Origin of the sequence: Acinetobacter sp. YH01011, from assembly GCF_013420785.1 — a bacterium.
Lineage (GTDB): Bacteria > Pseudomonadota > Gammaproteobacteria > Pseudomonadales > Moraxellaceae > Acinetobacter > Acinetobacter towneri.
In genome coordinates, this window is record NZ_VOYG01000020.1 from 1 (window position 1) to 24,503 (window position 24,503).

Consider the following 24,503-nt stretch of genomic DNA (forward strand, 5'->3'; position numbering starts at 1 on the left):
CAGCGTAATCTTTCGCTTCACCACCAAACTTACGTGCACATACTGTAGCAATCGCAGCTGTTAAAGTTGTTTTACCATGGTCAACGTGACCGATTGTGCCCACGTTAACGTGTGGCTTATTACGTTCGAACTTAGCCTTAGCCATGAGATCTTCCTTTTTAAAACAACTCATGGAGGATCACTCCATGAGCATTAGGTTTTTTAACTATGAATTAGTTTGCGCTTATAGTAATCGAAAGATTACTCGTCGTCACCTTTTTTACCACCAGACTGGAATTTAGCAATGATGCCATCTGCCACGTTACGTGGAGTTTCAGCATATTTAGCAAATTCCATAGAGTAAGTCGCACGACCTTGAGACATAGAACGCATGTGTGTTGCGTAACCAAACATCTCTGCAAGTGGAACTTCTGCACGAATTGCTTTAGTACCACCAGGTAAGTCGTCCATACCTTGAACCATACCACGACGACGGTTTAAGTCACCCATGATATCGCCCATGTAGTCTTCTGGAGTTTCTACTTCAACTTTCATGATTGGCTCAAGAAGAACAGGATCTGCTTTCATGAAACCGTCACGGAATGCGTAAGAACCCGCCATTTTGAACGATAATTCGTCAGAGTCGACATCGTGGTAAGAACCGTCGAATAATGTCGCTTTAATGCCTACAACTGGGTAACCAGCCAAGACACCATTCTTCATACGTTCTTGGATACCTTTGTCTACTGCACCGAAGAATTCTTTAGGTACTACACCACCTACAACTTCTTCAGCGAATTCGTAGTCTTTACCAGCTTCAGGATCAAGCGGCTCTAAACGTACGAATACGTGACCGAATTTACCTTTACCACCAGTTTGACGTACGAATTTACCTTCTTGCTCAATCGTCTTTTTGATCGTTTCGCGGTATGCAACCATTGGTTTACCAATGTTCGCTTCTACGTTGAATTCACGCTTCATACGGTCAACGATGATGTCAAGGTGAAGCTCGCCCATACCCGCAATGATCGTTTGACCAGATTCTTCGTCTGTACGAACGCGGAATGATGGATCTTCTTTCGCCAAGCGACCTAAAGCAACTGACATTTTTTCTTGGTCAGCTTTAGTTTTAGGTTCAACAGCCAATGCAATTACTGGCTCTGGGAATTCCATACGCTCTAGTGTAATTACGTGGTTTTCGTCACATAATGTATCACCAGTGGTTGTATCTTTAAGACCTACACACGCTGCGATGTCACCTGCACGAATTTCTTCGATGTCGTGACGGTCATTTGCGTGCATCTGTACGATACGACCAATACGCTCACGCTTCATTTTCACTGGGTTATAAACCGGGCTACCCGCTTTAAGAACACCAGAGTAAACACGTACGAACGTTAAGTTACCAACGAATTTGTCGTTCATGATTTTGAACGCTAACGCTGCGAAAGGAGCTTCGTCAGACGCTTCACGAGAACCTTCAGTTTCGTCTTTGTCGTCTAAGATACCTTTGATCGCTTCAACGTCAGTTGGTGCAGGTAAGAATTCAATTACTGCGTCCAACATACGTTGAACACCTTTGTTTTTGAACGCCGAACCACACATTGCAGGTTGAATTTCACCCGCTAATGTACGTTGACGTAAACCAGCAACGATTTCTTCTTTAGAAAGTTCGCCATTTTCTAGGTACTTGTCCATGAGTTCTTCTGATGCTTCTGCAGCAGCTTCAACCATGTTAGTACGCCATTCTTCAGCAGTTGCTTGAAGGTCAGCTGGAATCTCACCGTATTCAAACTTCATACCTTGTGAAGCTTCATCCCAGATGATTGACTTCATTTCGATTAAGTCAACAACACCTGTGAATGTGTCTTCTGCGCCCACTGGAACAACGATAGGCACTGGGTTTGCACCCAAGCGAGTTTTCATTTGTTCAACAACGCGAAAGAAGTTTGCACCTGTACGGTCCATTTTGTTCACGAACGCTAAACGAGGTACTTTATATTTGTTTGCTTGACGCCATACAGTTTCAGACTGAGGTTGTACACCACCTACAGCACAGTAAACCATACATGCACCGTCAAGAACACGCATAGAACGCTCAACTTCGATTGTGAAGTCAACGTGTCCTGGGGTGTCAATTACGTTAATACGGTGTTGGTCAAATTGGTTACCCATACCTTTCCAGAAGCATGTTACAGCTGCTGAGGTAATAGTAATACCACGTTCTTGCTCTTGTTCCATCCAGTCAGTTGTTGCTGAACCTTCGTGAGTTTCACCAAGTTTGTGACTTTCACCTGTATAGAACAAAATACGTTCTGAAGTTGTTGTTTTACCCGCATCGATGTGCGCAGAGATACCAATGTTACGGTAACGAGAAATTGGGGTTTGACGTGCCATGATTTCTAGCATTCCTAAATTTTGTTGTTTAAAACAGGACGCTTTAAGCTGCCTAGCAACTTAAAGCGATTTGATGACAATTCAGTGACAACCGATTCATCACCCTCCTGATTAGGGCCTGTTTTATCCGCTTAGAAACGGTAGTGAGAGAAGGCTTTGTTGGCTTCAGCCATACGGTGCACATCTTCACGTTTTTTGATCGCCGCGCCTTTACCTTCAGATGCATCAAGCAACTCGCCAGCAAGACGTAACGCCATAGTTTTTTCAGAACGCTTAGCAGCAGCATCTACCAACCAACGCATCGCTAAAGCAGTACGACGGGATGGGCGTACTTCCATAGGAACTTGATAAGTAGCACCACCAACACGGCGTGCTTTTACTTCGACCATTGGACGAACTTTTTCAAGCGTAGCTTCAAAAAATTCAACTGGGTCTACTTTAGATTTTTCTTGAACGCGGTCTAAAGCACCGTAAACGATACTTTCAGCAATAGATTTTTTACCATCTTGCATTACGTGGTTCATGAATTTAGCGATTGTTTGGCTGCTGAATTTAGGATCCGGAAGGATTTCACGAGCAGCGACTACGCGACGTCTTGGCATTTTAAACTACCTATAAATATGACACTTCAGGGTGATCCAGCCGTAGCACAAAGTGTCGTGTGCATTTCGCTGGCCTTACTACACGTCGCTTGAATTTCACAAAATTAAATGCAGAAATCAGACAAGCGAGACGATAAAGGATTGCAGTTCTACGAACTAAGGGCTTAATCTTTAAAAGATTATTTCTTAGGACGTTTAGCACCGTATTTAGAACGTGACTGGTTACGATCTTTCACACCAGCACAGTCTAAAGAACCACGAACGGTATGGTAACGTACACCTGGTAAGTCTTTAACACGACCACCACGGATAAGAACAACACTGTGCTCTTGTAGGTTGTGACCTTCACCACCGATGTAGCTAGAAACTTCAAAACCTGAAGTTAAGCGAACACGGCAAACTTTACGCATTGCTGAGTTAGGTTTTTTAGGTGTAGTTGTGTAAACACGTGTACAAACACCACGACGTTGTGGACAAGCCTTCAACGCAGGAACTTTTGATTTTTCAACCAAAGTCGTACGACCCTTACGGATCAACTGATTTGTTGTTGCCATGTGGCAATTCTCCCGTTAATAAAAAGCCCCAAAAACATACTACTTTTTGAGGGCATGCAATTGTAAGCGAAGATAGAAAAATGGTCAATATTTCATAGGCAGTTAAAATACCAACCAAATTTCTACTTATCACTTGTTTTTATTCAGCTTTTGGCTTGCGAGTACTTGTACGAGTTCTCGGCTTTTTTGTAACCTGCTTTGCAGTTTCTGTACTTGATGTTACTGGATTTTCCGAAACAGTTTCAGCCACTTGGGTTGAATCTTCCACAGGCTCTAAAGCATCTTCCAGCCTATATTCATCAATTTCTTCTGCAGGTACAGCAGGTTTTTGCGGTGCAACTTCAGCATGTGGCTCTAGCATTTGATCTGCCAATTCTTCTAGACCTTGCTGAATATTTTCATCGAGCTGTGCTGCAGTTGTTTCCACTTTGTCCGATTTTTTCTGCACTTTTACCGCTCGGATACTTTCATGGTCTGATACGGTTTGCACTAAAGCATCTGACGGCGCAGATTCCGCGCGCTCTTGCCCCGCTACTAATTCATCTTGCTCCGCATGTTTAGCTTCATTGCCCTTCAATTGCTCCAAGAGTTTAGGCGCAGCCTGTGCCAGCAATTCCAACGATTTTTCATATGCATGAATGGCTGATAAATTGCTGTCTTTATGCTGAATTAAATAGCTACGGGCATTGGAAAACACTTGCTGTGCCTTGTGATGCACATCTTCCACCAATTTCCAGCTATATACTGCACTCACCGATGCGGTTGCTACAGGCGTGAGTTTATTCAACATGGAAAACTTAGGTACATGATTCAACCACGGCCATTTGACTTGACCTTGCTCATTCAAGAAGTATTTCTTTAATGCCTCATAATCATTGCTTGAACCGAGCATATTTTGTAATTGATGCACATCATGAGTTTGCAGCATATTGGATAAGGTTTTTAGCCCCATCAGTACCGCTTGCTTTTCTGCAATGACGCCTAAATCAATTTGTTTAAAAATAAACTGAACAATTTCTTGCTCGGTGTCTTTGTTCAGTTCAAAACCGTATGCACGTCCCACCTGATAAATGGTACGCAAAGACATCACAATAGATGCAGGCACATCAATAGTTGAACCGATTACTCCTGTTGCACCTGTCAATGCGCCTTGCAGTGATGCAATCCATTTATTTTGTTCTGCGAGTGCCTGACTAATTCGTTTAGAACGATCTACATCTTGAGTCAATTCTTCTAAATCGCGCACACCTGCTTGATCAAGCACATCATCAACAGAGCTAATATTGGAGGTAAAACTATTCAGCTGATCAAATAAATAATCTGAAATTTTGTCGGAAAAATCGGGCGACACAAAACTCGCTACCTGATTGACGCGATTATAGTGACGTCCTAAAAGCTGACGTGAAACTTGTGGCACATGCTGTCTGAGCATGTGTTGAGGATTGTCATACTGACGCGCTTGAAAAGCACTAAAACTACGTGCCTGACCTTCAATAATTTGCCCTGATTTTGCACTGTGCTCATCCTTCGCTACAGTACCCGGTGCAACTTGCTGCAATACATGGATGCCTGTACTGCTGAGCTTTTTAGCCACCCCAATCGCATTCGAGAAGAATCCGCTTGATTGTTTATTCTTGGAATCTGACATTCTTACTCCTCATTTTTAATTTCTATGATTTATGGGTAGATACTAGGTGTAGTCTAAGTTTATCTCAATATGATTGTGTATCTTTTGGTTGGCTTCCTGCATCTCATTTGCCGCTTCACTGCGGTTTGATCTTCCCTGCAAAGTGGCATCATATTTGCCATAAGAATTCAAAATTCTTTCTGCTATTATGAACTCAATTGTAAGACATGAGTCATACCGTATCAGCGATTGCTTGGCAGTCACGGTGTTCGGCTCAACATTATCACCATAAAAGGGATCTGTAGATGAAACGTGTTGTAATCACCGGCATGGGCATTAACTCGTGCATTGGTAATACTTTAGAAGCTGTGACTCATTCTTTACAAAACGGTATTTCTGGGACACGTTCCAACCCAACTTATGCTGAACTTAATTTCAAAAGCCACGTAAGTGCAGCAGCAGAACAAAACTTTAACCACATTGACCGTAAATTAAAACGCTTTATGGGCGTGTGTGCGATGTACGCTTACAACGCTGCAGTAGATGCCATTGAACATGCGGGCTTAAAGCAAGAAGATTTAGCAGGCAACCCACGTTACGGTATCGCGGGTGGTTCAGGCGGTAACTCAACTGCATCTGTTGCAGAAATGATTGAGCTACTTGAAGAAAAAGGCGCACGTAAAATTGGCCCGTTCTTCGTACCACGTAACATGTCGAACACCATTACGGCAAACTTGGGTGTTGCGTTCAAATTACAAGGTATCGCGCACTCAATTACCAGTGCATGCGCAACTTCTGCCGATGCAATTGGTTATGCCTACAACCTAATTCAATTGGGTAAACAAGATTTAATGCTTGCAGGTGGCGGTGAAGAAGATCACTGGTCACAAAGCTTATTGTTTGATGCGATGGGTGCTTTGTGTTCTAAATACAACGACACACCAGAAACAGCATCTCGTCCGTACTCTGCAGACCGTGATGGTTTCGTCATTGCAGGTGGTGGTGGTTTCGTGGTTCTTGAATCACTTGAACACGCACAAGCACGTGGTGCAAATATTTTAGCTGAAGTGGTTGCGTATGCTGCAAACTCTGACGGTGCAGACATGGTTGCACCAAGCGGTGAAGGTGCAACACGTTGTATCTTGATGGCTTTAGACGAAGCGAAACAACACGGTGTAGACGCAATTGACTATGTGAACACACATGGTACTTCTACTCCAGCAGGTGACGTGACTGAATTGAAAGCCATGGAACGTGCGTTTGGTGAAGGTAAAGTGCCTGCTCTTAGCTCAACGAAGTCAATGACTGGTCACAGCTTGGGTGCTGCAGGCGTTCAAGAAGCAATTTATTCTGTCTTGATGATGCAAAACGACTTCATTGCACCAAACATCAACGTCACTGAACTTGATGAAGGCGCGAAAGCATTTGATATCGTACTTGAAAAACGCGACACAAAATTGAATACTGTGATGAGTAACAGTTTTGGTTTTGGCGGTGTAAATGCCTGCCTTATTTTCAAGAAGTGGGATGAATAATCTCCTATAGGATAGTCGATGGATGCACCTTCTGATGCTTTTTTATGGGTAAAAGCATTACATATTATTGCCGTGGTTTGCTGGTTCGCTGCATTGTTCTACTTACCACGTTTATATGTTTACCATGCCATGAGTGAAGATACACTGAGCCATCAGCGTTTTGAAATCATGGAGCGCAAGTTGTACCGAGGGATTATGTGGCCGTCTATGATTGCCACCCTCATCACGGCACACTTTTTGGTAGATTGGGGCGATGCGACCCGCAATTACCACGATGCGTTATGGTTTTACCTGAAAGTAGCATTGGTCGGTTTATTGGTGATTTACCATTTGGTTTGTGGCTATTACCGCCAAAAACTGATTGGCAATGCGCATTATAAATCACACAAGTTCTGGCGATTCTTCAATGAAATGCCGACTGTGCTGCTATTAGCGATTGTAATTTTAGTCGTGGTAAAACCACAGTTCTAAAATTTGAAACGCCAAGTATCCTGACATCTCAACCTGATTCGGTTGTAAAAAAACCTCAGTGCAAAGAACTGAGGTTTTTTTATGGGTGACAACTAAAAACAGCACTTATGCTTTAATTCAACGTATTTGTGAGTAAGGCTGAAAGCCCAATGCCGCTGCTTGTTTCTGCTGAGATTGAGGAATCGTGACAATAGCAATTTTTCCATCTGCACCACCACAGACCTGTGCATACATCCGCCCATCTGAACCTACACTGGCCCGCTTCACCTGAATCTGTGCTTGCTGTAAACGCTGAACAATTTCCGTAAGGGTTAAACCTGAATCTGGCTCACACTGTCGATGTTGCAATGATGTGTACATTTCGACCTGCGCAGTAGGTGTTGTGGATGTAGCAGCATGATTGGCACATGCAGTCATCAGTATTGAAACCGCTACTACTGCAATAGATTGACTAAATATCTTCATCACATACCCTCTTTCAATATTAAAATTAAATATTCAAATTAAATATTGAAGCACGATCTTTGCAATAACACTGCGCTAGAAATGCAAACAGATGTAAGCATCTCGCTCATCCAGATAACTGTTCAAGCACCGACAAAATTTGCGCAAAACACTGAATTCTATGTTTTGGTGCAGCCAAGTCTAACTCCTGAGCCGAACCATAGCCGTATTCGACTGCAACACAATCGACTCCATTGGCTCGTGCACCTAAAATATCGTGTTCACGATCTCCAATCATTAAACATTGTTCAGGTTGCAATTGTTCTTGCTGCAAAATATAGGCAATTAAATCCGCTTTATTGGTACGCTCACCATTTAGTTCGCTACCGTAGGGATATTCAAAATATTGCAATAAATCGAAGTGATCTAAAATTTGGCGTGCATAAATTTCAGGTTTGGCTGTTGCTAAAAACAGTCGATAGCCTTGCTGTTTTAAATCTGCCAATGTTGCAGCAACATCTTCAAAGACATGATTTTCAAATAAGCCTGTTGCAGCAAAACGCTCTCGATAGCCTGCTAAGGCTTGCTCTGCCAATACGTCATGCACATCTACATGAAGTAATTTTGCCAAAGAGGCTTTTAAGGGCGGCCCGATAATCCAATCAATATTTTCCGTATCTGCAATAGGATGTCCAACCTTAGCCAAACCATAACGCGCAGAAGCGGTAATGCCCTCTTTCGGGTCGGTCAGCGTGCCATCTAAATCAATTAAAAGGTTCTTTATCACAATGTCAGCCTATGTGCCTAAATGACTATCGAGTGTTACTCCAAAGTTGCCTATACTAACGTAAATAGAAGCAATTAAGGATATGTGTGTGCGACCAACAGTACTATGTTTTTCTGGTTTAGACCCTTCGGGTGGCGCTGGTTTACAGGCTGATATTGAAGCCGTTGGCAATAGCGGTGCACATGCAGCGATTGCCTGCACAGCACTGACCATTCAAAACTCTCAGCAAGTATTTGGCTTTAAAGCAACGTCTAAAGAATTGTTATTGGCGCAAGCCAATGCGGTGGTGAATGATTTGCCCATTAAAGTTGTAAAGTCGGGCATGTTGGGCACCACTGACAATATTGCAGCGCTGGCAGATTTTTTACGTGCACATCCTGATTATTTATATGTGCTTGACCCTGTTTTGGTTGCCAATAGTGGTGGTTCTTTAGGTAATCAAGCGACTTTGGTTCAGGCATTTGTCGAGTTGATTCCACTGGCGACTTTAATCACGCCAAATACTGTGGAATTACGTGCCTTAACGGGTGAAGATGATTTAGAACGCGCAACAGCTAAATTATTTGCAATGGGCGCGCAGGCCGTTTTGGTCAAAGGTGGGCATGAAGATACCCCTGATCATATTCGTAATGCACTGTATATTAACAATGAAATGGTTTCAGAAACCCGCTGTCCACGGCTTGAAGGTGAATATCACGGTTCAGGCTGTTCATTGGCGAGCTTTATTGCAGGGCGCTTGGCAATGGGAGATCAACTGAAACAAGCGGTACAACATGCTGAAACTTGGTTGTTTGGTGTGCTTAAATATGCGGAAACGCCTGTACCGAACGGACAGAAAATTCCGAAAAGGTTTTAGTGCTTATCGTTCAACTCCTTCAAACCCTGATCACCTTGTATCAGGGTTTTTCATTGCAACTTTTTAACGTTCGTGCCGTTGTTTCAAATTTTCGACATGTTGACGATTGGTTTTCCAAGACTTATCAAGTAGTTCTTTTTCAATTCTCAGCTGAATACGTTTCAGTTTCATCGGTGAAATGACTTCATGCCGAAAACCTTTGACATACTCAACCCATGCACTGCCTTTAAAAACATTGTTGGGCAAAGAGGTCTTAAACTCACAGTCTGGCATAAATACAATCACAGAATGCAGATATTCAGGCTCGACAATATCGCTCAATACTGATTCCAAAACTTTTATATGCTTATAGTTCTGATAGACAGGATTTTGAAACTTGTAGGTCTTTTTATAAATTTTTTGTGTCCATACTTTTTGGCGTTCTCCACCAAAAATCCAGCCTTTATAGTTTTTTGTTTCAATCACAAAAACCCCAAAAGGACTCAATAAAATATGATCTATTTGGGTTGTTCCTGTGGATTCATCAGGCAAAGTTACATCATTCAACAAGATATAACGTTCATCTAAATACAACTTCACATGCGTACTTACTGCGAGTTCCCCCACCTTTCCCTTTAGAAAAGGTTTGAAAATTTTGATCAGCCCTACACCTGCAACAAGCAGAATAAGCCACCAAAACTGCAACAATAATGTTTTTAACATTTCCCCTGCTCTATTTTATTTTGATCAAAATTGTTGTTGAATCTCAGTCATTTAAACTTTTGAAGTTGAAGATTCTAACTTTAACAAAATCGCTTTATTATCCAACCCGCCTGCAAAGCCCACCAATTTTCCACTTGCACCCACCACCCGATGACACGGTGCAATAATCGAAATTGGATTTTTGCCATTTGCCGCCCCTACGGCACGCATCGCATTCTCACTACCAACTTGTTCGGCAATTTGCTTATAACTACGAGTTTCCCCAAAAGGAATGCTTAATAACGCCTGCCAGACTTTCTTCTGAAATTCAGTGCCTTCAAAATCAAGAGGCACATCAAATTGCTGACGCTGACCTGCAAAATACTCTTGGAGTTGCTGCTGAGTTTTGAGCAAAATTGGATGATCATCTTGTCGAACTAAACTGGCTAAACGTACCCGTTTATGATCTTCGTTATCCCACATTACCGCAACCAATGCGTGATCGTGAGCCACCAATTTAAGCACGCCTACAGGAGTGTCCATTTCAGTAAATGCCAATTGCATTATTTTTCTCCTCAAGCAGGTTGGGTATCAGGTCATCCTGTTTTTAACTCAAACCGATCTGTTATTGAGCACACACTAAAAGACTGCATTCCAAGTTAGCTGGATGAAATTTTCATAAGCACCAAACCTGAAATAATCAGAACTGCAGCCAACATACGCATAGCACTGGCAGGTTCGCCTAAAACAAAAATACCGACTAAAAATGAACCGACTGCGCCTATACCTGTCCAAATCGTATAAGCCGTGCCTAATGGCAAAGTACGCATGGCATAGGCCAAAAGCGCAAAACTTAAAATCATAAAAAAGATAGTCACGATACTGGGCGTTAATTTACTAAAGCCGTCAGACAACTTCATGGAGTATGCCCAAACCACTTCAAAAATACCCGCCAATATCAACATCATCCAGGCCATAACGCCCTCCTTCAATAGCATGAAATCAGGCCGTCCTGAAGATTTTTCTTGTCGAGTGTTCAGTCACTTTGACTATTTCTAAAAACCCAAACAAGGGAGGTCGTTCCTCCTGTTGCAATTTAAGCCACCGCGCAGCGATGATCCGTCTATTTTAAACTTAAAATTTTGCGCGCACCATTCAATACAAACATGGCCACAACTAAGCCAATAATCAGGTCTGGATAATTCGACCCTGTCAGCATCACCAAACCGCCCGCGATAATCACACCTAAATTCACAATCACATCATTGGCGGAAAAAATATAACTGGCTTGCATGTGGGTTCCACCATCTTTATGCCCTGAAATTAGCCATAAACAGGTGACGTTTGCCAGCAATGCCACAGCACCAATGACCATCATCAACATGGATTCAGGCTCACTGCCTAAGAAGAAACGGCGCAGGACATCAAAGATAACCAGTGCAGCCAAACCCAGTTGTACCCAACCAGACAAATGTGCAGCTTTGAGCTGTTTCTTGGCGGATTGACCCACGACAAATAAAGCCAAACCATACACGGCGGCATCGGCAAACATATCTAAGGAGTCAGCAATTAACCCAGTCGAAGATGCAATTAAACCTGCAATTAATTCCACCAAAAACATAGCGGCATTAATACCAAGCAAGGCATATAGCACTTTTTGTTGTGCAGCGCTGTTAGATACAGGCAGTTCAGTTTGTGTATTGGCTTCAGTCTGTTGCAACACAGCACCCAAACCCAATGCTTCTAATTTATGGGTAATTTCTGTGGCAGATTGGTTGCTGTGATAAACCTTTAAAAGTCGTGCAGGTGAATCAAAAGACAAGGCTGCAATATCATTATGATCTGCCAAAGCAATCCGCACCATTTGTTCTTCTGCGCCACAATCCATTTTAGGAATATGGTATGCACTCACCCACGGACTCAAAAGTTCCGAATCCAAAATTGTTGCTTTATCTGCCTTGGCAGTCGTTGCAGATGTACAGCTATTTTGATCAGCACAGCTTTTTTCTGTATCGCAAGACGAACCACAGCCTGTATCGCCACATGACTTGGAGTGTGTAGGCGCAGTTGCACAAGGCTGGTTTACATTTTTTTGCGTATCACAACCACAGCCAGTATTGTTTAGATTTTGGTTTTCTAAGTTTTTATCTTGATTCGATTGAGGATCTTGAGTTGATGAAGACATACGCCACACCCAAAAATACAATAGGCTCAGTATAAACCAAGCCTATGTATTTAGGGACAATCTATTCTATTTAGAAGCAGCAACGATCCATTGACTTAATCATTGATAAATACCCCTAATCATTAAAACCTGAAACGCAAGCCTATCGCATATAAGCCGCTCTGCTCGGAATCGGTTGCAGACTGCCAATCAGTGTGTTGATCACCTTTCGTATACTCATAACCTGCACTGATATACGGCATGATGTTCTTGCTGATTTCATAACGCATTTCCACACCCACAGCTGCGCGGTTGAGTCCTGTTTTTTTCGCATATTTGGCATCATCCTGCAGAATAACATCTACATCTAAATAAGGCTGTGCGATCAATTTCTGAGTCAATAACAGATCCCGTGTGGTTTCCAAACTCAAAGCCGCATATTGATCCTCACCCAAATAAAAATAAGCATCGGTTTCAAAAAAATATGGAGCTAAACCATGTAAGCCAAACACAGCGTCAAACTTATCTTCTCGGTCTGTTTGATGCTCTTGCTGATTCACTTCGTGTCGATAACGCACACCTGCTTGCACATCCCAAAAATCTGAAATCATACGACTGTATAACAACTTGGCATCATATTCAGTCGCTTGTGACTCTTGCTTATCGCTATGAATTTTCACAAACAACTTGTTTTCATCAGTTCCGATACGAGTTTGTAATTTAGATTTGAGCACTCCCTCGGCATGATCATTCACTTGCCATTGCGTATCTAAAGTGCTCACCGCGTACACCTGCGCACCATGTTCTTTACGATGATCGTGTGACTGCGACTCTTGCACGGACGAATCGGATTGATGCGATTGATGCGATTGATGCGATTGATGCGATTGATGCGATTGATGCGATTGATGCGATTGATGCGATTGATGCGATTGATGCGATTGAGTATCAGCCTGAGCTGCAATTGTTGCAATCTCTGCTGAACTGGCATGTGCACTATGCACCTCTGTCGCTGCTAGCCCAACTGTACTGATGCAGCAGACAGAAATACTTAAAACTGTTTTCGCAAAAAGATTAATGTTGTGCATGTGCTGCTCCTTTTTGCGCTGTCGCTGAAGGGGTTTGAGTGGCTTGAATTGCTGTGGTTGAAAGCGGTTCATTTTCACTCACCTGCGCTACAATCAATTTATTCATCATTCCCGCGCTCATGTGATAGAGCAAATGACAATGTATTGCCCATTCACCTAATTCATCTGCAGTAAGCAGTGCAGTTACAGTTTGACCTGGCGGCACAATTAAGGTGTGTTTATTCGGCATTTCTGCTGCCGTTTGACCATTTTCCAACTGCATAAACATGCCATGTAAATGCATTGGATGTGCCATCATGCTGTCATTGATAAATTTAATCCGAATACGCTCACCATATTTCACCTTGAGTGGTGTGGCATCACTAAATTTCTTACCGTTGATTGTCCAGATATAACGCTCCATCGTACCGCCTAAACGCACGACCAATTCACTGCTTGGTTCACGTGTATCTGCTTGTGGCTGCAGCGATTTCAAATCTTCATAGTGCAAGGCTTTATGCCCCGCGGGTGTAGAAGCATTTGCCCATCCATATACCACCGCATTTTTGTGTTCTGTTGAAGGCATGCCATGTTGTGTATGCGTATTTTCAGACATTGTTGCATGGTTCATCTTGGAATGATCCATTTCCGACATCGCTGCATGATTCATCTTGGAATGATCCATCTCCGACATTGCTGCATGGTTCATCTTGGAATGATCCATTTCCGACATCGCTGCATGGTTCATCTTGGAATGATCCATATCCGACATCGCTGCATGGTTCATTTTGGAATGATCCATTTCAGACATCGCTGCATGATTCATTTTTGAGTGATCCATTTCAGACATCGTTGCATGGTTCATCTTGGAATGATCATCGCCTGAATGCTCTGTAGCATGCCCCATATCTTGCATGGTGAGTAAAGCACGCGGGCGCGCTGCAGGGAGCTGTAGATTTGATGTTGCAGAATGAAGTTCACTCTGCAAGCTACCCACAGCAAAACCTGAGCGGTCTATTGATTCCGCTTCAATTTGATAATGCGCTGCTTGAGGTTCAACAATCACATCGTAGGTTTCTGCAGTGCCGATACGAAATTCATCCACAGTAACAGGTTTGACTGGCTGACCATCGGCACTGACCACTGTCATTTTTAAGTTTGGAATCCGCACATCATAAAACGACATGGCAGAGGCATTGATAAAACGTAAACGCACTTTTTCATTTGGCTTAAATACACCTGTCCAGTTCTGTTCAGGTGTCTTGCCATTCATTAAAAAAGTATAGCCTGTGACATCGGAAAGGTCGGTTTTCAGCATGCGCATCTGATTCCACATTTTGCGGTCTGACCATGTGGCTTTTAGCCCATCACGCTGTACTTGACGCCAAACATCACCTAAGGTTTCACGCTGATTTTGATAAAACTCGGCTGAAATTTTTAAATCTTTCTGAATTTGATTGCTAGATTTTTCATGAAAATCTGACAGCATCACCACATAATCACGATCTGTGTATTCATGTGCGTTTACGGCTGGCTTGGCTTTAGGATGAATCACCAAAGAGCCGTATAGACCATCTTGTTCCTGACCTTTGGAATGTGCGTGATACCAATAGGTACCACTTTGACGTACTTTAAATTGATAAACAAAATGTCCTTGTGGCTTAATCCCTTGAAAACCATTAAATCCAGGCACACCATCCATCAAACCGGGCAACAATAAACCATGCCAGTGAATAGATGAGTCCTGATTTTTTAATTGATTATTAACGTGAATTACCGCCTCATCGCCTTCTTCAAATTCGAGTGCAGGCGCGGGAAATTGTCCATTGACTGTAATACGTTGAACAGGTTTTCCCGTGATATTGACCGTTTGTTCTGCAATGGTCAGGTGATATTCCTTGACCGCAGCAAATGCAGAACTCGAACACAATGCACAGACTGTTAAAAACAGCGCAGGCTGATAAAATTTAGACATGACTTAATCCTTAAAATAAAACGTAAAAGTGTTTTGAATTCAGGATTAAGCTTTGGGTGGACGTAAAATTTGCTGCCAATGCCCAAGTAAATGTTGAGCTTGATAAGCAGGCAACAGAATATTGACAGATGAAAGTGCTACAGGTTGAATCAGTTCAGGGACTTGCACATTCAACACACTGTTTAAGCTTTGACAATGCAACTGCGCACAGTCCTGACAATTCATCTTTGCAGTAGAAAAATCAGCCGAGCCATAACAATCTGCCGCATTTAAATCGGTATCCGTTGCGGATGTGTGCTGACTGAGATGATGGTTGGCCTTGGCATCATGCCCAGATATATGCTGCTTGGTTTCAGGATACGTTTGTAAAGCTGTGGTATGACAATCTGGTAAAGATGTCATTTCACTCGCTGCGGTTGCAGAATGTCGAATCTCAGACCCTGCTGCCTGATTTGACATCATCCAATCATGTGCAGGTTTTACCGCAGCACTAACAATACCACTCCACCCTATGACAAATGCCATCAGGACAACAAACCACATTTGTTTGTAGGGTTGAGTCAGCACTAAATAAATTCCTGAGTATGAAAGATGCAGACCTGAACTTGCACAAGAATTGAACATTTTTGCCAAGTACAATCCACAATCTACAATGCACTCAATATAATTCAAGCCCCACTTATACACAATATCTTCTGCATTGAAAAACAGAGTGAATCCGTGCGATTTAAAAGCCAACTAAAACAATCAAGTTATATATTAAGCAACTTATTTTTATAATTAACTGAGTAAATACTCAATAAATTCAGTGTATTTAAAATAAACAAAAAGGATTCGATTGAATCCTTTTTATACTTATTTTGTATAAGTCATAAACAATTGATGTACAAATGTTTATAAATTAATCGGCTTATCCATAGTGTTATCAACATAGATATCCATACGGTTATCTACAAAGTTATCCACAGCATAAGCACTTGTGATTGTAGAAATTTATACTTCGACTGCGCCAACTTTTGCCAATTCAGCACGCATTTCATCAATCACCGTTTTATAGTCTGGCTTGCCAAAAATTGCTGAGCCTGCAACAAACATATCTGCGCCCGCTTCTGCAATTTCACGAATATTGGCAGGTCCCACACCACCATCGACTTCTAAACGGATATCACGACCTGAAGCATCAATGATTTGACGTGCCTGACGTAATTTCTCTAAAGTCATTGGAATGAATTTTTGCCCACCAAAACCAGGGTTCACACTCATGAGTAAAATCTGATCAACTTTATCAAGTACATAATCTAAATAATGCAGCGGTGTAGCAGGGTTAAATACCAAACCCGCTTTTGCCCCGCCCGATTTAATCAGTTGCAATGAACGATCAATATGCTCTGAAGCTTCAGGATGGAACGTGATAATGTCTGCGCCCGCTTCTAGAAAATCACCAATCATGCGGTCTACAGGTTTTACCATTAAGTGCACATCAATTGGTGCAGTAATACCATAGTTTTTCAATGCCTTACATACACCTGCACCGAAAGTTAAATTCGGTACATAGTGATTATCCATCACATCAAAATGCACCACATCGGCACCTGCCTGAAGTACATTTTCCACTTCTTCGCCTAGACGAGCAAAATCTGCAGATAAGATAGACGGCGCAATTAAATAAGGCTTGGACATGGGAGAACCTAGCTAAATATTGGGATTGTGGCGCATTATAGCAAAGACTGCTTGGTGTGGTGGATTCTGTTACGATTGGATCATTCAGTTCGATGATTCAGGTCGATCAGCCAATTTGATAATTCTATCTCCGCAACGCTCTGTTGCAGCACTCCACTGTTCTTTCAGTCTGGCTTTGTATAGTAAAGGTCTTTACTCATTTGAACAAAATGCTGGTTTCAACAGATGATGAACAGTTCTGCCCATATTCAAACAACGCAAGCAAGCCGTATTGCCAAGCGTCTACTCAACCACTGGAAACATAAATTTGACGTTGCAGAAAGCGCAACCCAATACCAAATTATGATGCCAAGTGCCACAATTCTACTTATACCCCAAACACATGAGCTTGTAGTTGAAATTCAGGTAAAAAATACTGAAACAGATTTAAGTTACCTCGAACAAGTCGTGCTTGATCATTTAAGTCGTATGGGACAAACAGAATTGAGCGCGGTTTGGCAACGGTACTAACTGTTTCATGTTAAGGCGCTAAACGCTGCGTTTGTTCAAAATCCTTAACCGCTTGAATACGTTTTTGTGTTGCAGGATGGCTTTGTAAAAAATCCAAAGGGCTTTTGGCGGTGTCTTCACCTGCATCTTCTGCCAAACGCTCCAGAAAATGGGCAAAATGAATGGTTGGAATGCCCTGAGCATGCATCGTATTTAAAGCATAATAATCTGCTTCAGATTCAAAATTACGTGAATAATTTGCCCCCACGAGCGCCACAGGCAAGGTCGAAACTAAATCTGTACCATCTCCTGTAATCGCGAGCAAAATAATACTAAACCCTAAGCTCGATAAAGCCTGTTGCAAGCTGTGTCGTTCTACCAAATGCCCTTGTTCATGTGCCAACACGCCAATGATTTCCTGATCATTCTCCGCCAATTCCACCAATTCATCGGTCAAAATAATGGTGTTATTCGGAATTGCCAGAGCATTCGCGCCTAAGCGATCACCTTGTCGAAACAGCACTTTGGCACGTGTATCTCCTGCAATAAGCTGTCGATAATCTGTTAGAATTTTCTGCTGACGCGCTGCGGGCAGTTGGCTTGGCGCTGTCATGTCTAAGATATAACGCTCTGCTTCATCACCAATTTGCTTTAAGGTATTCGCAGGTAACTGAAAAGCAACGTATTTGGATGCACTTGGGATGCCCCATTGCACTGTGGCAAATACCATCAACAACACAAAAACCAGACTAAATACAATTAGGCTTGGCGTACGTTCCAATTTCCAAATAGAATGCTGCACCTGTTTATTTCGCAGTTGAAACCATTCAGGCAAGGCTTCGGAAAATTCAATACGTGCATCGTCTTTAAGTTCAATGACAGGTTGAATTTTACCTAGTGCGCCCACCAACATCATGTCTTGATAATGATAGTGTCGTTGTTGCTGTAAATTTTCACCATAACGAATAAGTACCGACTGAGCATCTATAGGAGAGATTTTGGCAGCCCATGGTTTAGACACTACACCATCATAAAACACCACATCCACGATCTGTGCTGCCATCTTCTTCTCCTAGCTTACAGCGATACATCAATATCAAAAATATCACTGAGTTCTTCTGCAAGTGCGCTATGTTCAGCTTGCAGTTTATTGATCATCAAATCTGGATCATTTTTTAAATGTAGACTTAAAGACTCAACCTGATAGCGATATAAACGAATGGCTGCCCATGGGGTCATTAAACCCAAACTCAGAACTTTCACAATCCAATTGGTCACCACAATCCAAGTATAGTGCCACTGTCCGCAATCGGTCTGAAATTCACTACGACTGATACTGGTATTGTTCCATGTGGTGATAAAAATTCGCGCCGACATTAGTGGCCAAATTAAAAATATCCCCAACAGATAAACCGCTAAAAATAACCAAACCAACTGCGCAGGATTACGACTCAACTGTCCTGCCAAAGTCAACATTATCCCGACAGCAAGCAAAATGCCAAAGAACAAAAAAATAGGCATATACATTGCGCGCATATATGCTGGCCAGTCTGCTTTTAGTTTAAATTTAAGCTGTCCTGCATATAAATGGTCTAGGCAATAACGCTTATACATCCACACCAACACAGGAAAAAATAAGCCCAAAGTAAACAAATTAATTACGATACATTTTAGAAATACCCAATAGGCTTCTTTGTTACTGCCTGAAAAATAAAAACGCGCATTGCCAAATTTACTATTTCGCGCCTTGAAACGGATGGTCGCTCGAATCAACCACGGCACAGCCAAATATAAAGCCACCACGCCAATAACCATGGCTTTGACTGAATAATTGGAAACCACCGAGATCGCAACATAAATTCCAATGGCAATTAAACGTCCCAATAAAATTTTATGTGGGATGCCTGTAAAATCAAAACGACGTTTGATTAATTCGGTATTGCCATAAAAATAGCGCAAACGACGTACTTTTGCCCACGGTGCATACAGCCCAAAGGTCACGATCATCAACAAAATATTGACAATCCAAATACCAAAATACTCTGAGGCACTACCATGAAACTGAAAATGATGAATCCGTCCAAGTAATGGATTCCGTGCGGGTGGCGTTGTCGGTTCCACTGGAAAAAACGGGGAAGATGGCGTTGCTTGTTGTGGTGAATCCCATTCTGAATTGTGCATGTGATGCCTTATTTATTTTATTGTGCGGTCGTTATTTTACCCAGACACTCAAACCCAAATGAGCAATGTTTCCAAATGGTAAAAAAGCAAGTCTTCAACATTCTAATAAAAAGTGAACAACTTGCCTAGAAAAGTTTAAAAATCAATGCGTAAAATTGAGTACTTGGCTTAGTCCGCTTGCAATTGTACCGCATGGAATTGCAAATGCTGATCTATAAAGCTTTGAATGAAATAATAGCCATGATCATAGCCTGCATGTTCCCGCAAACTCAATTTTTGCCCAACCGCATCGCAAGCTTGCTGAAATAATGCAGGATTGAGCTGACTGTAGAATTGATCTTTCAATCCCTGATCAATCAAAATTTCACTGAACAATGCACCTTTGGCCTGCACCAAAGCAGTCGCATCGTGCTGTAACCATACTTGCTGATCTGTACCTAAATAATTCGAAAACGCTTTTTCACCCCACGGGCATTGGCTTGGCGCACAAATCGGAGCAAAAGCAGATACTGACTTAAATTTTTCAGGATATTTAAACGCGAGGGTCAATGCACCATGACCGCCCATACTGTGCCCCATGATGCCAACGTGCTGTGCCTGAATTGGGAACTGTTGCAGCACCAATTGATAAAGCTCATCGGTGACAAAAGTTTCCATTTGATAATGTGCCGCCCACGGTGATTGTGTCGCATTGATATAGAAACCTGCACCCTGTCCAATATCCCAATGGTCGCCTTTCGCAACAGCTTCACCACGTGGTGAAGTATCTGGACTAATCAAGATTAATCCCAATTGTGCTGCCATGTGCTGCGCATGTGCTTTAATCGCAAAGGTTTCTTCGTTACACGTTAAACCCGCCAAATAAAATACCGCAGGACACGCCTGCCCCGCCAAAGCTTGTTCTGGTAAAAAAATGCCAAACTGAGTTTCAGTCTGTAAAGCATTTGAATGAAAACGATAAATCCGTTGCTCACCCTCAAAACAGCGGTTGTTCTGAATTAACTCCATCACCCTCTCCTCTTTGGCTTATTGAACAGATTGTGCACTCAATTGAATTTCAGCCGATGTTGCAACACTTTTTTGAGGAAACAAACGCTGCTCTAATTGTGGCAACATCAATTCCATATTTTTACCAATTGCCCATTGTGGCTCTGAAGGTTCAAAACCTTGCGCTTGCTCCCATTTCGCCACAGTCACTTTGGCTTCATTAAAAGCATTAGCAAAAGAGTTTTGTTCACGCATAGCCTGATCAAAAAAGGCACGACCAAAATAAGTATAATCAGCTTCGTTTGAACAACCAAACGACTCACGATCTGCTGCCGATGCAGTAATCACCAAGGTATTATCATCTTGCAAGGCGGATACAAAGCTACCTGAATAACAGGCTGAAATGACGATCACACGCCAACGAATACCCGATTTATCCAAAGTATCGCGTAACCATTTCGGATCGACCTGATTTAAGTCAAGTGGTGCATTTTCAATTTCAAAATGATCTTTTAAACCGTGTGAGGTCATATATAAAAACAGCACATCACTTTCACGGTTCATGCGCTGTCCAATACGGCGCAGCGCTAATTCAATACTGGTTTGCGAAGCAATTGGAATTACATTGCGGGTCATTGGGTTATTAATTAACACCATCGAACGCCCAAAAGTACCAAAACGGGTATCAAACTGTTCACGAATGCGCTCAATTTCAGACATAAATACGTCTTGATAACTCGCCCCTGCAACACCTAAAAAGTACCAATGCGATTGAGCAAATTCCCCATATTGAATACTGTCTAAAGCTTTATTGAGTACACGACTTTGTGCATAAAAAGCTTCTTCGCTTAGACTTGGTGGAACTTCTTCTACTTTCCAAATGGGCTGACTTTTCACTGACATTTGCCAAACTACCAAAGTGAATAAGGTCGCCAAAACAATCAGCGCACGTTCCCACCACGGCCAATGCAATTCACGTGAAAACACCCATACCACTGCCAAACTTTGCCAAACAAATAGCACCATAAAAATGGTAGGCAAATAGTCATACAACACATACGGCAAGACATCCATCATGCCCATGTATTGAATCAAGCTTTGTAATAATGCAACGTGAGTATCTAATACCAACCACAACAAAGCAGGTACTAACAATAAACGCGGGTTATTGACACGCTGAGAAAGAATAATTCCGACAATTAAGGCAATAAAGGGCCACAAGGCATAACTGACCAAACCTTGTGGGTTAAATTCACCCACTTCTCCCGCGACCAACCAACTGAATAAGGTATTGGCAAGACCACCTAAAATCCCCCAAAAAATCAGTTGTAAGATAGAAGGACGAATAATTTGCAAAGAGCGTCGCGAACCCAAAAATAACCAAACGCCTGCGGCTTGGTTGCTTTTAAAATCGTGCCAAAAATTAATGGAGGGTTTGAAGTCAATCATAGGATTCTGTTAATCGCAGCTCGCGTTTCCACACTCCAAGTTTATGCTTGTCGTCGTAATTATCAATTGTCAATTTTAACTATATAACAAATCTTTGCGCATTATAGAAGCATTGAACGCCTTGCCACTGCTTTAGTGGTAGAAATCTACCCATTGTTCAAATTTGCTTGGAAATAGGCATCAAATCGGCAAGCATCACCCTGCCATTGATGTGTGGTTTCCTGCCCCGCCAAAAATACAGCCAAACGTGGGCGCTTCACCACAACACGTTTGGCAATTTGCTGTGCCAAACCCAGTAAATGATCACCTAAATCCATTTCGCCATCTTCAGGTAACAGCAAATGTAATAACTGCATTTGTTTTTTGACTTGTGCCTGCTTTTTCTGCGCCTGTTGATGTTGATCTCGCTGCGGAAACATCGGGTCTAAATACACCACATCAACCACTTTGCCCTGCGCTGCGCAGTTGCGTAAATAATCTGCTGAATCTGTAAAAACCAACTGGATACGGGCAACAACACTTGCTAAAAAAGGATCATCTGCGGCTTGGCGTTTAGCATCCTCCAACAAAGTAAAAAGAATAGGATGACGCTCCAACAACGTGACCTGAGCACCCAAGTGTGCCATGAGTAAGCTGTCGTGTCCTAATCCTGCCGTAGCATCAATTAGGCTTGGTTTTTCCGACAAATTACAGGCACGAGCAATCATTTCCGATTTTAAAGAGGCACGTTTCAATCGCCCAACTTCAGCTTTCCAATCGGGTTGCATTTTCATGCCATTGGCACACAACCACAACCCTTCAGCATCTACACACAATGCCAATTCAGGGTTCAAACGCAAAAAACGCGCATTGAGTTTTTCTACTGTTTCAATGCACGTTTGCACGCCTCTAGACAAAAGCACAGCAGAATAATGCTGTGCTTGAGTGAGCCACTCGGCTTCGGTGTATAAGCGAAGTTCGCTTACCATAGTTTCCAGCCTGTGAATGCGAACAATAAAATGATTAAACCTGAAGCAATACGATACCAAGCAAAAATCATAAAATCACGTTTCGCCACATAAGCCACCAATGCACGGATCAGCAAAAGTGCGGAAACAAAAGAGACGATGATCCCGAAGCTGAGTACGGTCCAATCTTCAGTAGTTTGGAATACATCATAGCTTTGATATAAGTCGAGCAAGCCTGCGCCAATAATGACAGGAATTCCCAAAAAGAAGGAAAACTCAGTTGCTGCTTTTCGCGATACACCCAAGAACATCGCGCCAATAATAGTTGCACCTGAACGCGAAGTCCCCGGAATCAGCGACAATACCTGAATTAGACCAATCCAAATCGCATCTCGATAAGTTAGTTCTTCAACCTCATGGGCACGTACTTGTGGTGGATGTTTTTCAATCCACATAATGATAAAGCCGCCAATAATCAAACCAATCGCTACGGCAACATCATTAAAGAGTAATTCTTTTACAGTCTGCCCAAAGGTCAATCCAATCAGAATAATTGGAATAGATGCTATGATCAGACCAAAGCCCAAGCGTCGACCTTTTTCTTCGCCTGTAAACATACCTGTGGCTGCGCCCCATAGACGTGCCCAATACTCATATATGACCGCTGCAATTGCCCCCATTTGAATGGCAATTACAAATACATCACTTTTTTCTTTGGTCCAAAAGTCCATTAACTCTGCAGCTAGAATCAAATGTCCTGTGCTAGAAATGGGTAGAAATTCGGTAATCCCTTCTACAATACCCATAATTGCTGCTTTGAGCAGCAGTAAAAGATCCATAAATAACCCTAATTATGCCTTGCCTTGTTCTGGAATTTTTTTCCAAGCATTGTCACGTAAATAAACAGGCAATGCTTGTTCTGCGCTGACCCATTGCTGTTGCTGTGCACAGACGCGTGCAATAGTAGCAATATCTTGTGCGCTTGCACTTAAGCCTTTGTATTGTATTTGTTCTTGATCAATTAGACCTGCACCAGAACCAACCAATTGAAAGCGTACCACCTGTGCAGCATCGCTATAATTCAATAATTGTTCCTGATCAACCGCCTGCATAATTCCCTGTGCGTTTAACTCGTAACTAGCGATATACACTTCATTCATGCGTGCATCCAACACAGCAGTAACTGCAGTTAATCCTTCAAGACGATAAGCCGTTTGCGCCAATGCCTGCAAAGTCGATACAGGAATTACAGGCACATCATGTGACCACGCCAAAGCTTGCGTCACTGCCGCATTAATTCGCACACCGCTAAAAGAACCCGGACCACGGCTAAAGGCAATTGCAGTTAGCTCGGCCGTACTGATTTGAGTTTCAGCAAAGCCTTGCTCAATCATCGGTAAGATGGTTTGCGTTTGTGCTTTTGCTCGCGCATCTAATTGAAAAAAGAGTTCCTGTGTTTCATCTACAATCGAAACGGAACACTGCTCATTGGCAGTTTCCAATGCCAGCAATTTCATGCACAACCTTCAAGAATTAAATATCAAAAATTGGCGTTATGATACTCCACTCCTGAAATTCAAGCGAGGTTTTACACGTACCAGATTGCAATTCCTGCGTATAAAACTCTAAGT

26 protein-coding genes are annotated in these 24,503 nt (G+C 42.4%); 4 read left to right on the forward strand and 22 right to left on the reverse strand.

The window, feature by feature from the left end; translation table 11 throughout:
* The 5 genes from FTT78_RS12220 to FTT78_RS12240 form a co-directional block, all read right to left on the reverse strand.
* On the reverse strand, nucleotides 1–145 hold a 145-nt coding region (locus FTT78_RS12220), incomplete at its 3' end, for a GTP-binding protein (RefSeq protein ID WP_257218308.1).
* A 95-nt stretch (nucleotides 146–240) separates the two neighbouring features.
* A complete protein-coding gene (gene fusA / locus FTT78_RS12225; RefSeq protein ID WP_004975278.1) occupies nucleotides 241–2,376 on the reverse strand; it encodes an elongation factor G in 2,136 nt (711 codons plus the stop codon).
* Between the two features lie 131 nt (nucleotides 2,377–2,507).
* Nucleotides 2,508–2,978, reverse strand: coding sequence for a 30S ribosomal protein S7 (rpsG, locus tag FTT78_RS12230; protein WP_004975277.1), 471 nt, complete (start codon nucleotides 2,976–2,978; stop codon nucleotides 2,508–2,510).
* 179 nt (nucleotides 2,979–3,157) lie between these two features.
* On the reverse strand, nucleotides 3,158–3,532 hold the full coding sequence (gene rpsL / locus FTT78_RS12235) for a 30S ribosomal protein S12 (RefSeq protein ID WP_000246374.1): 375 nt from the start codon (nucleotides 3,530–3,532) through the stop codon (nucleotides 3,158–3,160).
* Between the two features lie 139 nt (nucleotides 3,533–3,671).
* Nucleotides 3,672–5,180 carry an EcsC family protein gene (locus FTT78_RS12240; RefSeq protein ID WP_179990308.1) on the reverse strand — a complete coding sequence of 503 codons (1,509 nt, stop codon included), beginning with the start codon at nucleotides 5,178–5,180 and terminating at the stop codon, nucleotides 3,672–3,674.
* 284 nt (nucleotides 5,181–5,464) lie between these two features.
* Here FTT78_RS12240 and FTT78_RS12245 point away from each other — a divergent pair, with 284 nt between their 5' ends.
* Nucleotides 5,465–6,694: a beta-ketoacyl synthase N-terminal-like domain-containing protein gene (locus FTT78_RS12245; RefSeq protein ID WP_004975268.1), complete on the forward strand. Its 1,230-nt coding sequence runs from the start codon at nucleotides 5,465–5,467 to the stop codon at nucleotides 6,692–6,694.
* 18 nt (nucleotides 6,695–6,712) lie between these two features.
* Complete coding sequence (gene hemJ, locus FTT78_RS12250; RefSeq protein WP_004975266.1) at nucleotides 6,713–7,165, forward strand: protoporphyrinogen oxidase HemJ; 453 nt, start codon at nucleotides 6,713–6,715, stop codon at nucleotides 7,163–7,165.
* 117 nt (nucleotides 7,166–7,282) lie between these two features.
* Here hemJ and FTT78_RS12255 read toward each other — a convergent pair whose 3' ends face one another.
* Together FTT78_RS12255 and FTT78_RS12260 are read right to left on the reverse strand one after the other, a co-directional pair.
* A complete protein-coding gene (locus FTT78_RS12255; RefSeq protein WP_004975264.1) occupies nucleotides 7,283–7,630 on the reverse strand; it encodes a hypothetical protein in 348 nt (115 codons plus the stop codon).
* Between the two features lie 106 nt (nucleotides 7,631–7,736).
* Complete coding sequence (locus tag FTT78_RS12260) at nucleotides 7,737–8,396, reverse strand: HAD-IA family hydrolase (RefSeq protein WP_019837216.1); 660 nt, start codon at nucleotides 8,394–8,396, stop codon at nucleotides 7,737–7,739.
* 88 nt (nucleotides 8,397–8,484) lie between these two features.
* Here FTT78_RS12260 and FTT78_RS12265 point away from each other — a divergent pair, with 88 nt between their 5' ends.
* Nucleotides 8,485–9,252, forward strand: coding sequence for a hydroxymethylpyrimidine/phosphomethylpyrimidine kinase (locus FTT78_RS12265; RefSeq protein ID WP_167846215.1), 768 nt, complete (start codon nucleotides 8,485–8,487; stop codon nucleotides 9,250–9,252).
* A gap of 63 nt (nucleotides 9,253–9,315) precedes the next feature.
* Here the strand turns inward: FTT78_RS12265 and FTT78_RS12270 are convergent, their stop codons facing one another.
* The 8 genes from FTT78_RS12270 to rpe all read right to left on the reverse strand — a co-directional run bounded on the left by FTT78_RS12270 (nucleotide 9,316) and on the right by rpe (nucleotide 16,819).
* Nucleotides 9,316–9,954, reverse strand: coding sequence for a nuclease-related domain-containing protein (locus FTT78_RS12270; protein WP_179990310.1), 639 nt, complete (start codon nucleotides 9,952–9,954; stop codon nucleotides 9,316–9,318).
* A 51-nt stretch (nucleotides 9,955–10,005) separates the two neighbouring features.
* Nucleotides 10,006–10,497, reverse strand: a complete 492-nt coding sequence (locus FTT78_RS12275; RefSeq protein WP_004975257.1) for a methylated-DNA--[protein]-cysteine S-methyltransferase — start codon at nucleotides 10,495–10,497, stop codon at nucleotides 10,006–10,008.
* Between the two features lie 95 nt (nucleotides 10,498–10,592).
* Complete coding sequence (gene sugE, locus FTT78_RS12280; protein WP_004975255.1) at nucleotides 10,593–10,910, reverse strand: quaternary ammonium compound efflux SMR transporter SugE; 318 nt, start codon at nucleotides 10,908–10,910, stop codon at nucleotides 10,593–10,595.
* Between the two features lie 146 nt (nucleotides 10,911–11,056).
* Nucleotides 11,057–12,118, reverse strand: a complete 1,062-nt coding sequence (locus FTT78_RS12285; RefSeq protein WP_004975253.1) for a cation transporter — start codon at nucleotides 12,116–12,118, stop codon at nucleotides 11,057–11,059.
* A gap of 122 nt (nucleotides 12,119–12,240) precedes the next feature.
* Nucleotides 12,241–13,185: a copper resistance protein B gene (locus tag FTT78_RS12290; RefSeq protein WP_180044430.1), complete on the reverse strand. Its 945-nt coding sequence runs from the start codon at nucleotides 13,183–13,185 to the stop codon at nucleotides 12,241–12,243.
* Nucleotides 13,172–15,139 carry a multicopper oxidase domain-containing protein gene (locus tag FTT78_RS12295; protein WP_179990897.1) on the reverse strand — a complete coding sequence of 656 codons (1,968 nt, stop codon included), beginning with the start codon at nucleotides 15,137–15,139 and terminating at the stop codon, nucleotides 13,172–13,174. Before FTT78_RS12295 ends, FTT78_RS12290 begins: the two co-directional genes overlap by 14 nt.
* Nucleotides 15,140–15,184: 45 nt before the next feature.
* Nucleotides 15,185–15,706 carry a hypothetical protein gene (locus FTT78_RS12300; RefSeq protein WP_257234791.1) on the reverse strand — a complete coding sequence of 174 codons (522 nt, stop codon included), beginning with the start codon at nucleotides 15,704–15,706 and terminating at the stop codon, nucleotides 15,185–15,187.
* A gap of 426 nt (nucleotides 15,707–16,132) precedes the next feature.
* A complete protein-coding gene (gene rpe / locus FTT78_RS12305; protein ID WP_004975246.1) occupies nucleotides 16,133–16,819 on the reverse strand; it encodes a ribulose-phosphate 3-epimerase in 687 nt (228 codons plus the stop codon).
* Between the two features lie 228 nt (nucleotides 16,820–17,047).
* On the opposite strand from rpe, the gene FTT78_RS12310 reads away from it, so the two are divergent.
* Complete coding sequence (locus FTT78_RS12310) at nucleotides 17,048–17,329, forward strand: DUF2218 domain-containing protein (RefSeq protein WP_026438437.1); 282 nt, start codon at nucleotides 17,048–17,050, stop codon at nucleotides 17,327–17,329.
* Between the two features lie 10 nt (nucleotides 17,330–17,339).
* Here FTT78_RS12310 and FTT78_RS12315 read toward each other — a convergent pair whose 3' ends face one another.
* From FTT78_RS12315 to tsaB, 7 genes are all read right to left on the reverse strand, one after another.
* Complete coding sequence (locus tag FTT78_RS12315) at nucleotides 17,340–18,371, reverse strand: M48 family metallopeptidase (RefSeq protein ID WP_180044428.1); 1,032 nt, start codon at nucleotides 18,369–18,371, stop codon at nucleotides 17,340–17,342.
* Between the two features lie 14 nt (nucleotides 18,372–18,385).
* The gene (locus FTT78_RS12320) at nucleotides 18,386–19,489 is read right to left on the reverse strand and encodes a YjgN family protein (RefSeq protein WP_180044426.1); all 1,104 of its coding nucleotides are present in this window, start codon (nucleotides 19,487–19,489) and stop codon (nucleotides 18,386–18,388) included.
* Between the two features lie 168 nt (nucleotides 19,490–19,657).
* Nucleotides 19,658–20,497 (reverse strand): S-formylglutathione hydrolase, encoded by an 840-nt coding sequence (gene fghA, locus FTT78_RS12325; protein ID WP_004975242.1) that lies wholly within the window; start codon nucleotides 20,495–20,497, stop codon nucleotides 19,658–19,660.
* An 18-nt stretch (nucleotides 20,498–20,515) separates the two neighbouring features.
* Nucleotides 20,516–21,925, reverse strand: coding sequence for a C13 family peptidase (locus FTT78_RS12330; RefSeq protein ID WP_070154323.1), 1,410 nt, complete (start codon nucleotides 21,923–21,925; stop codon nucleotides 20,516–20,518).
* Nucleotides 21,926–22,071: 146 nt separating this feature from the next.
* The gene (locus FTT78_RS12335) at nucleotides 22,072–22,893 is read right to left on the reverse strand and encodes a class I SAM-dependent methyltransferase (RefSeq protein WP_179989105.1); all 822 of its coding nucleotides are present in this window, start codon (nucleotides 22,891–22,893) and stop codon (nucleotides 22,072–22,074) included.
* Nucleotides 22,887–23,711 carry an undecaprenyl-diphosphate phosphatase gene (locus FTT78_RS12340; protein WP_096902125.1) on the reverse strand — a complete coding sequence of 275 codons (825 nt, stop codon included), beginning with the start codon at nucleotides 23,709–23,711 and terminating at the stop codon, nucleotides 22,887–22,889. Before FTT78_RS12340 ends, FTT78_RS12335 begins: the two co-directional genes overlap by 7 nt.
* A 12-nt stretch (nucleotides 23,712–23,723) precedes the next feature.
* Nucleotides 23,724–24,389, reverse strand: coding sequence for a tRNA (adenosine(37)-N6)-threonylcarbamoyltransferase complex dimerization subunit type 1 TsaB (tsaB, locus tag FTT78_RS12345; RefSeq protein ID WP_180044424.1), 666 nt, complete (start codon nucleotides 24,387–24,389; stop codon nucleotides 23,724–23,726).
* Nucleotides 24,390–24,503: the final 114 nt, after the last annotated feature.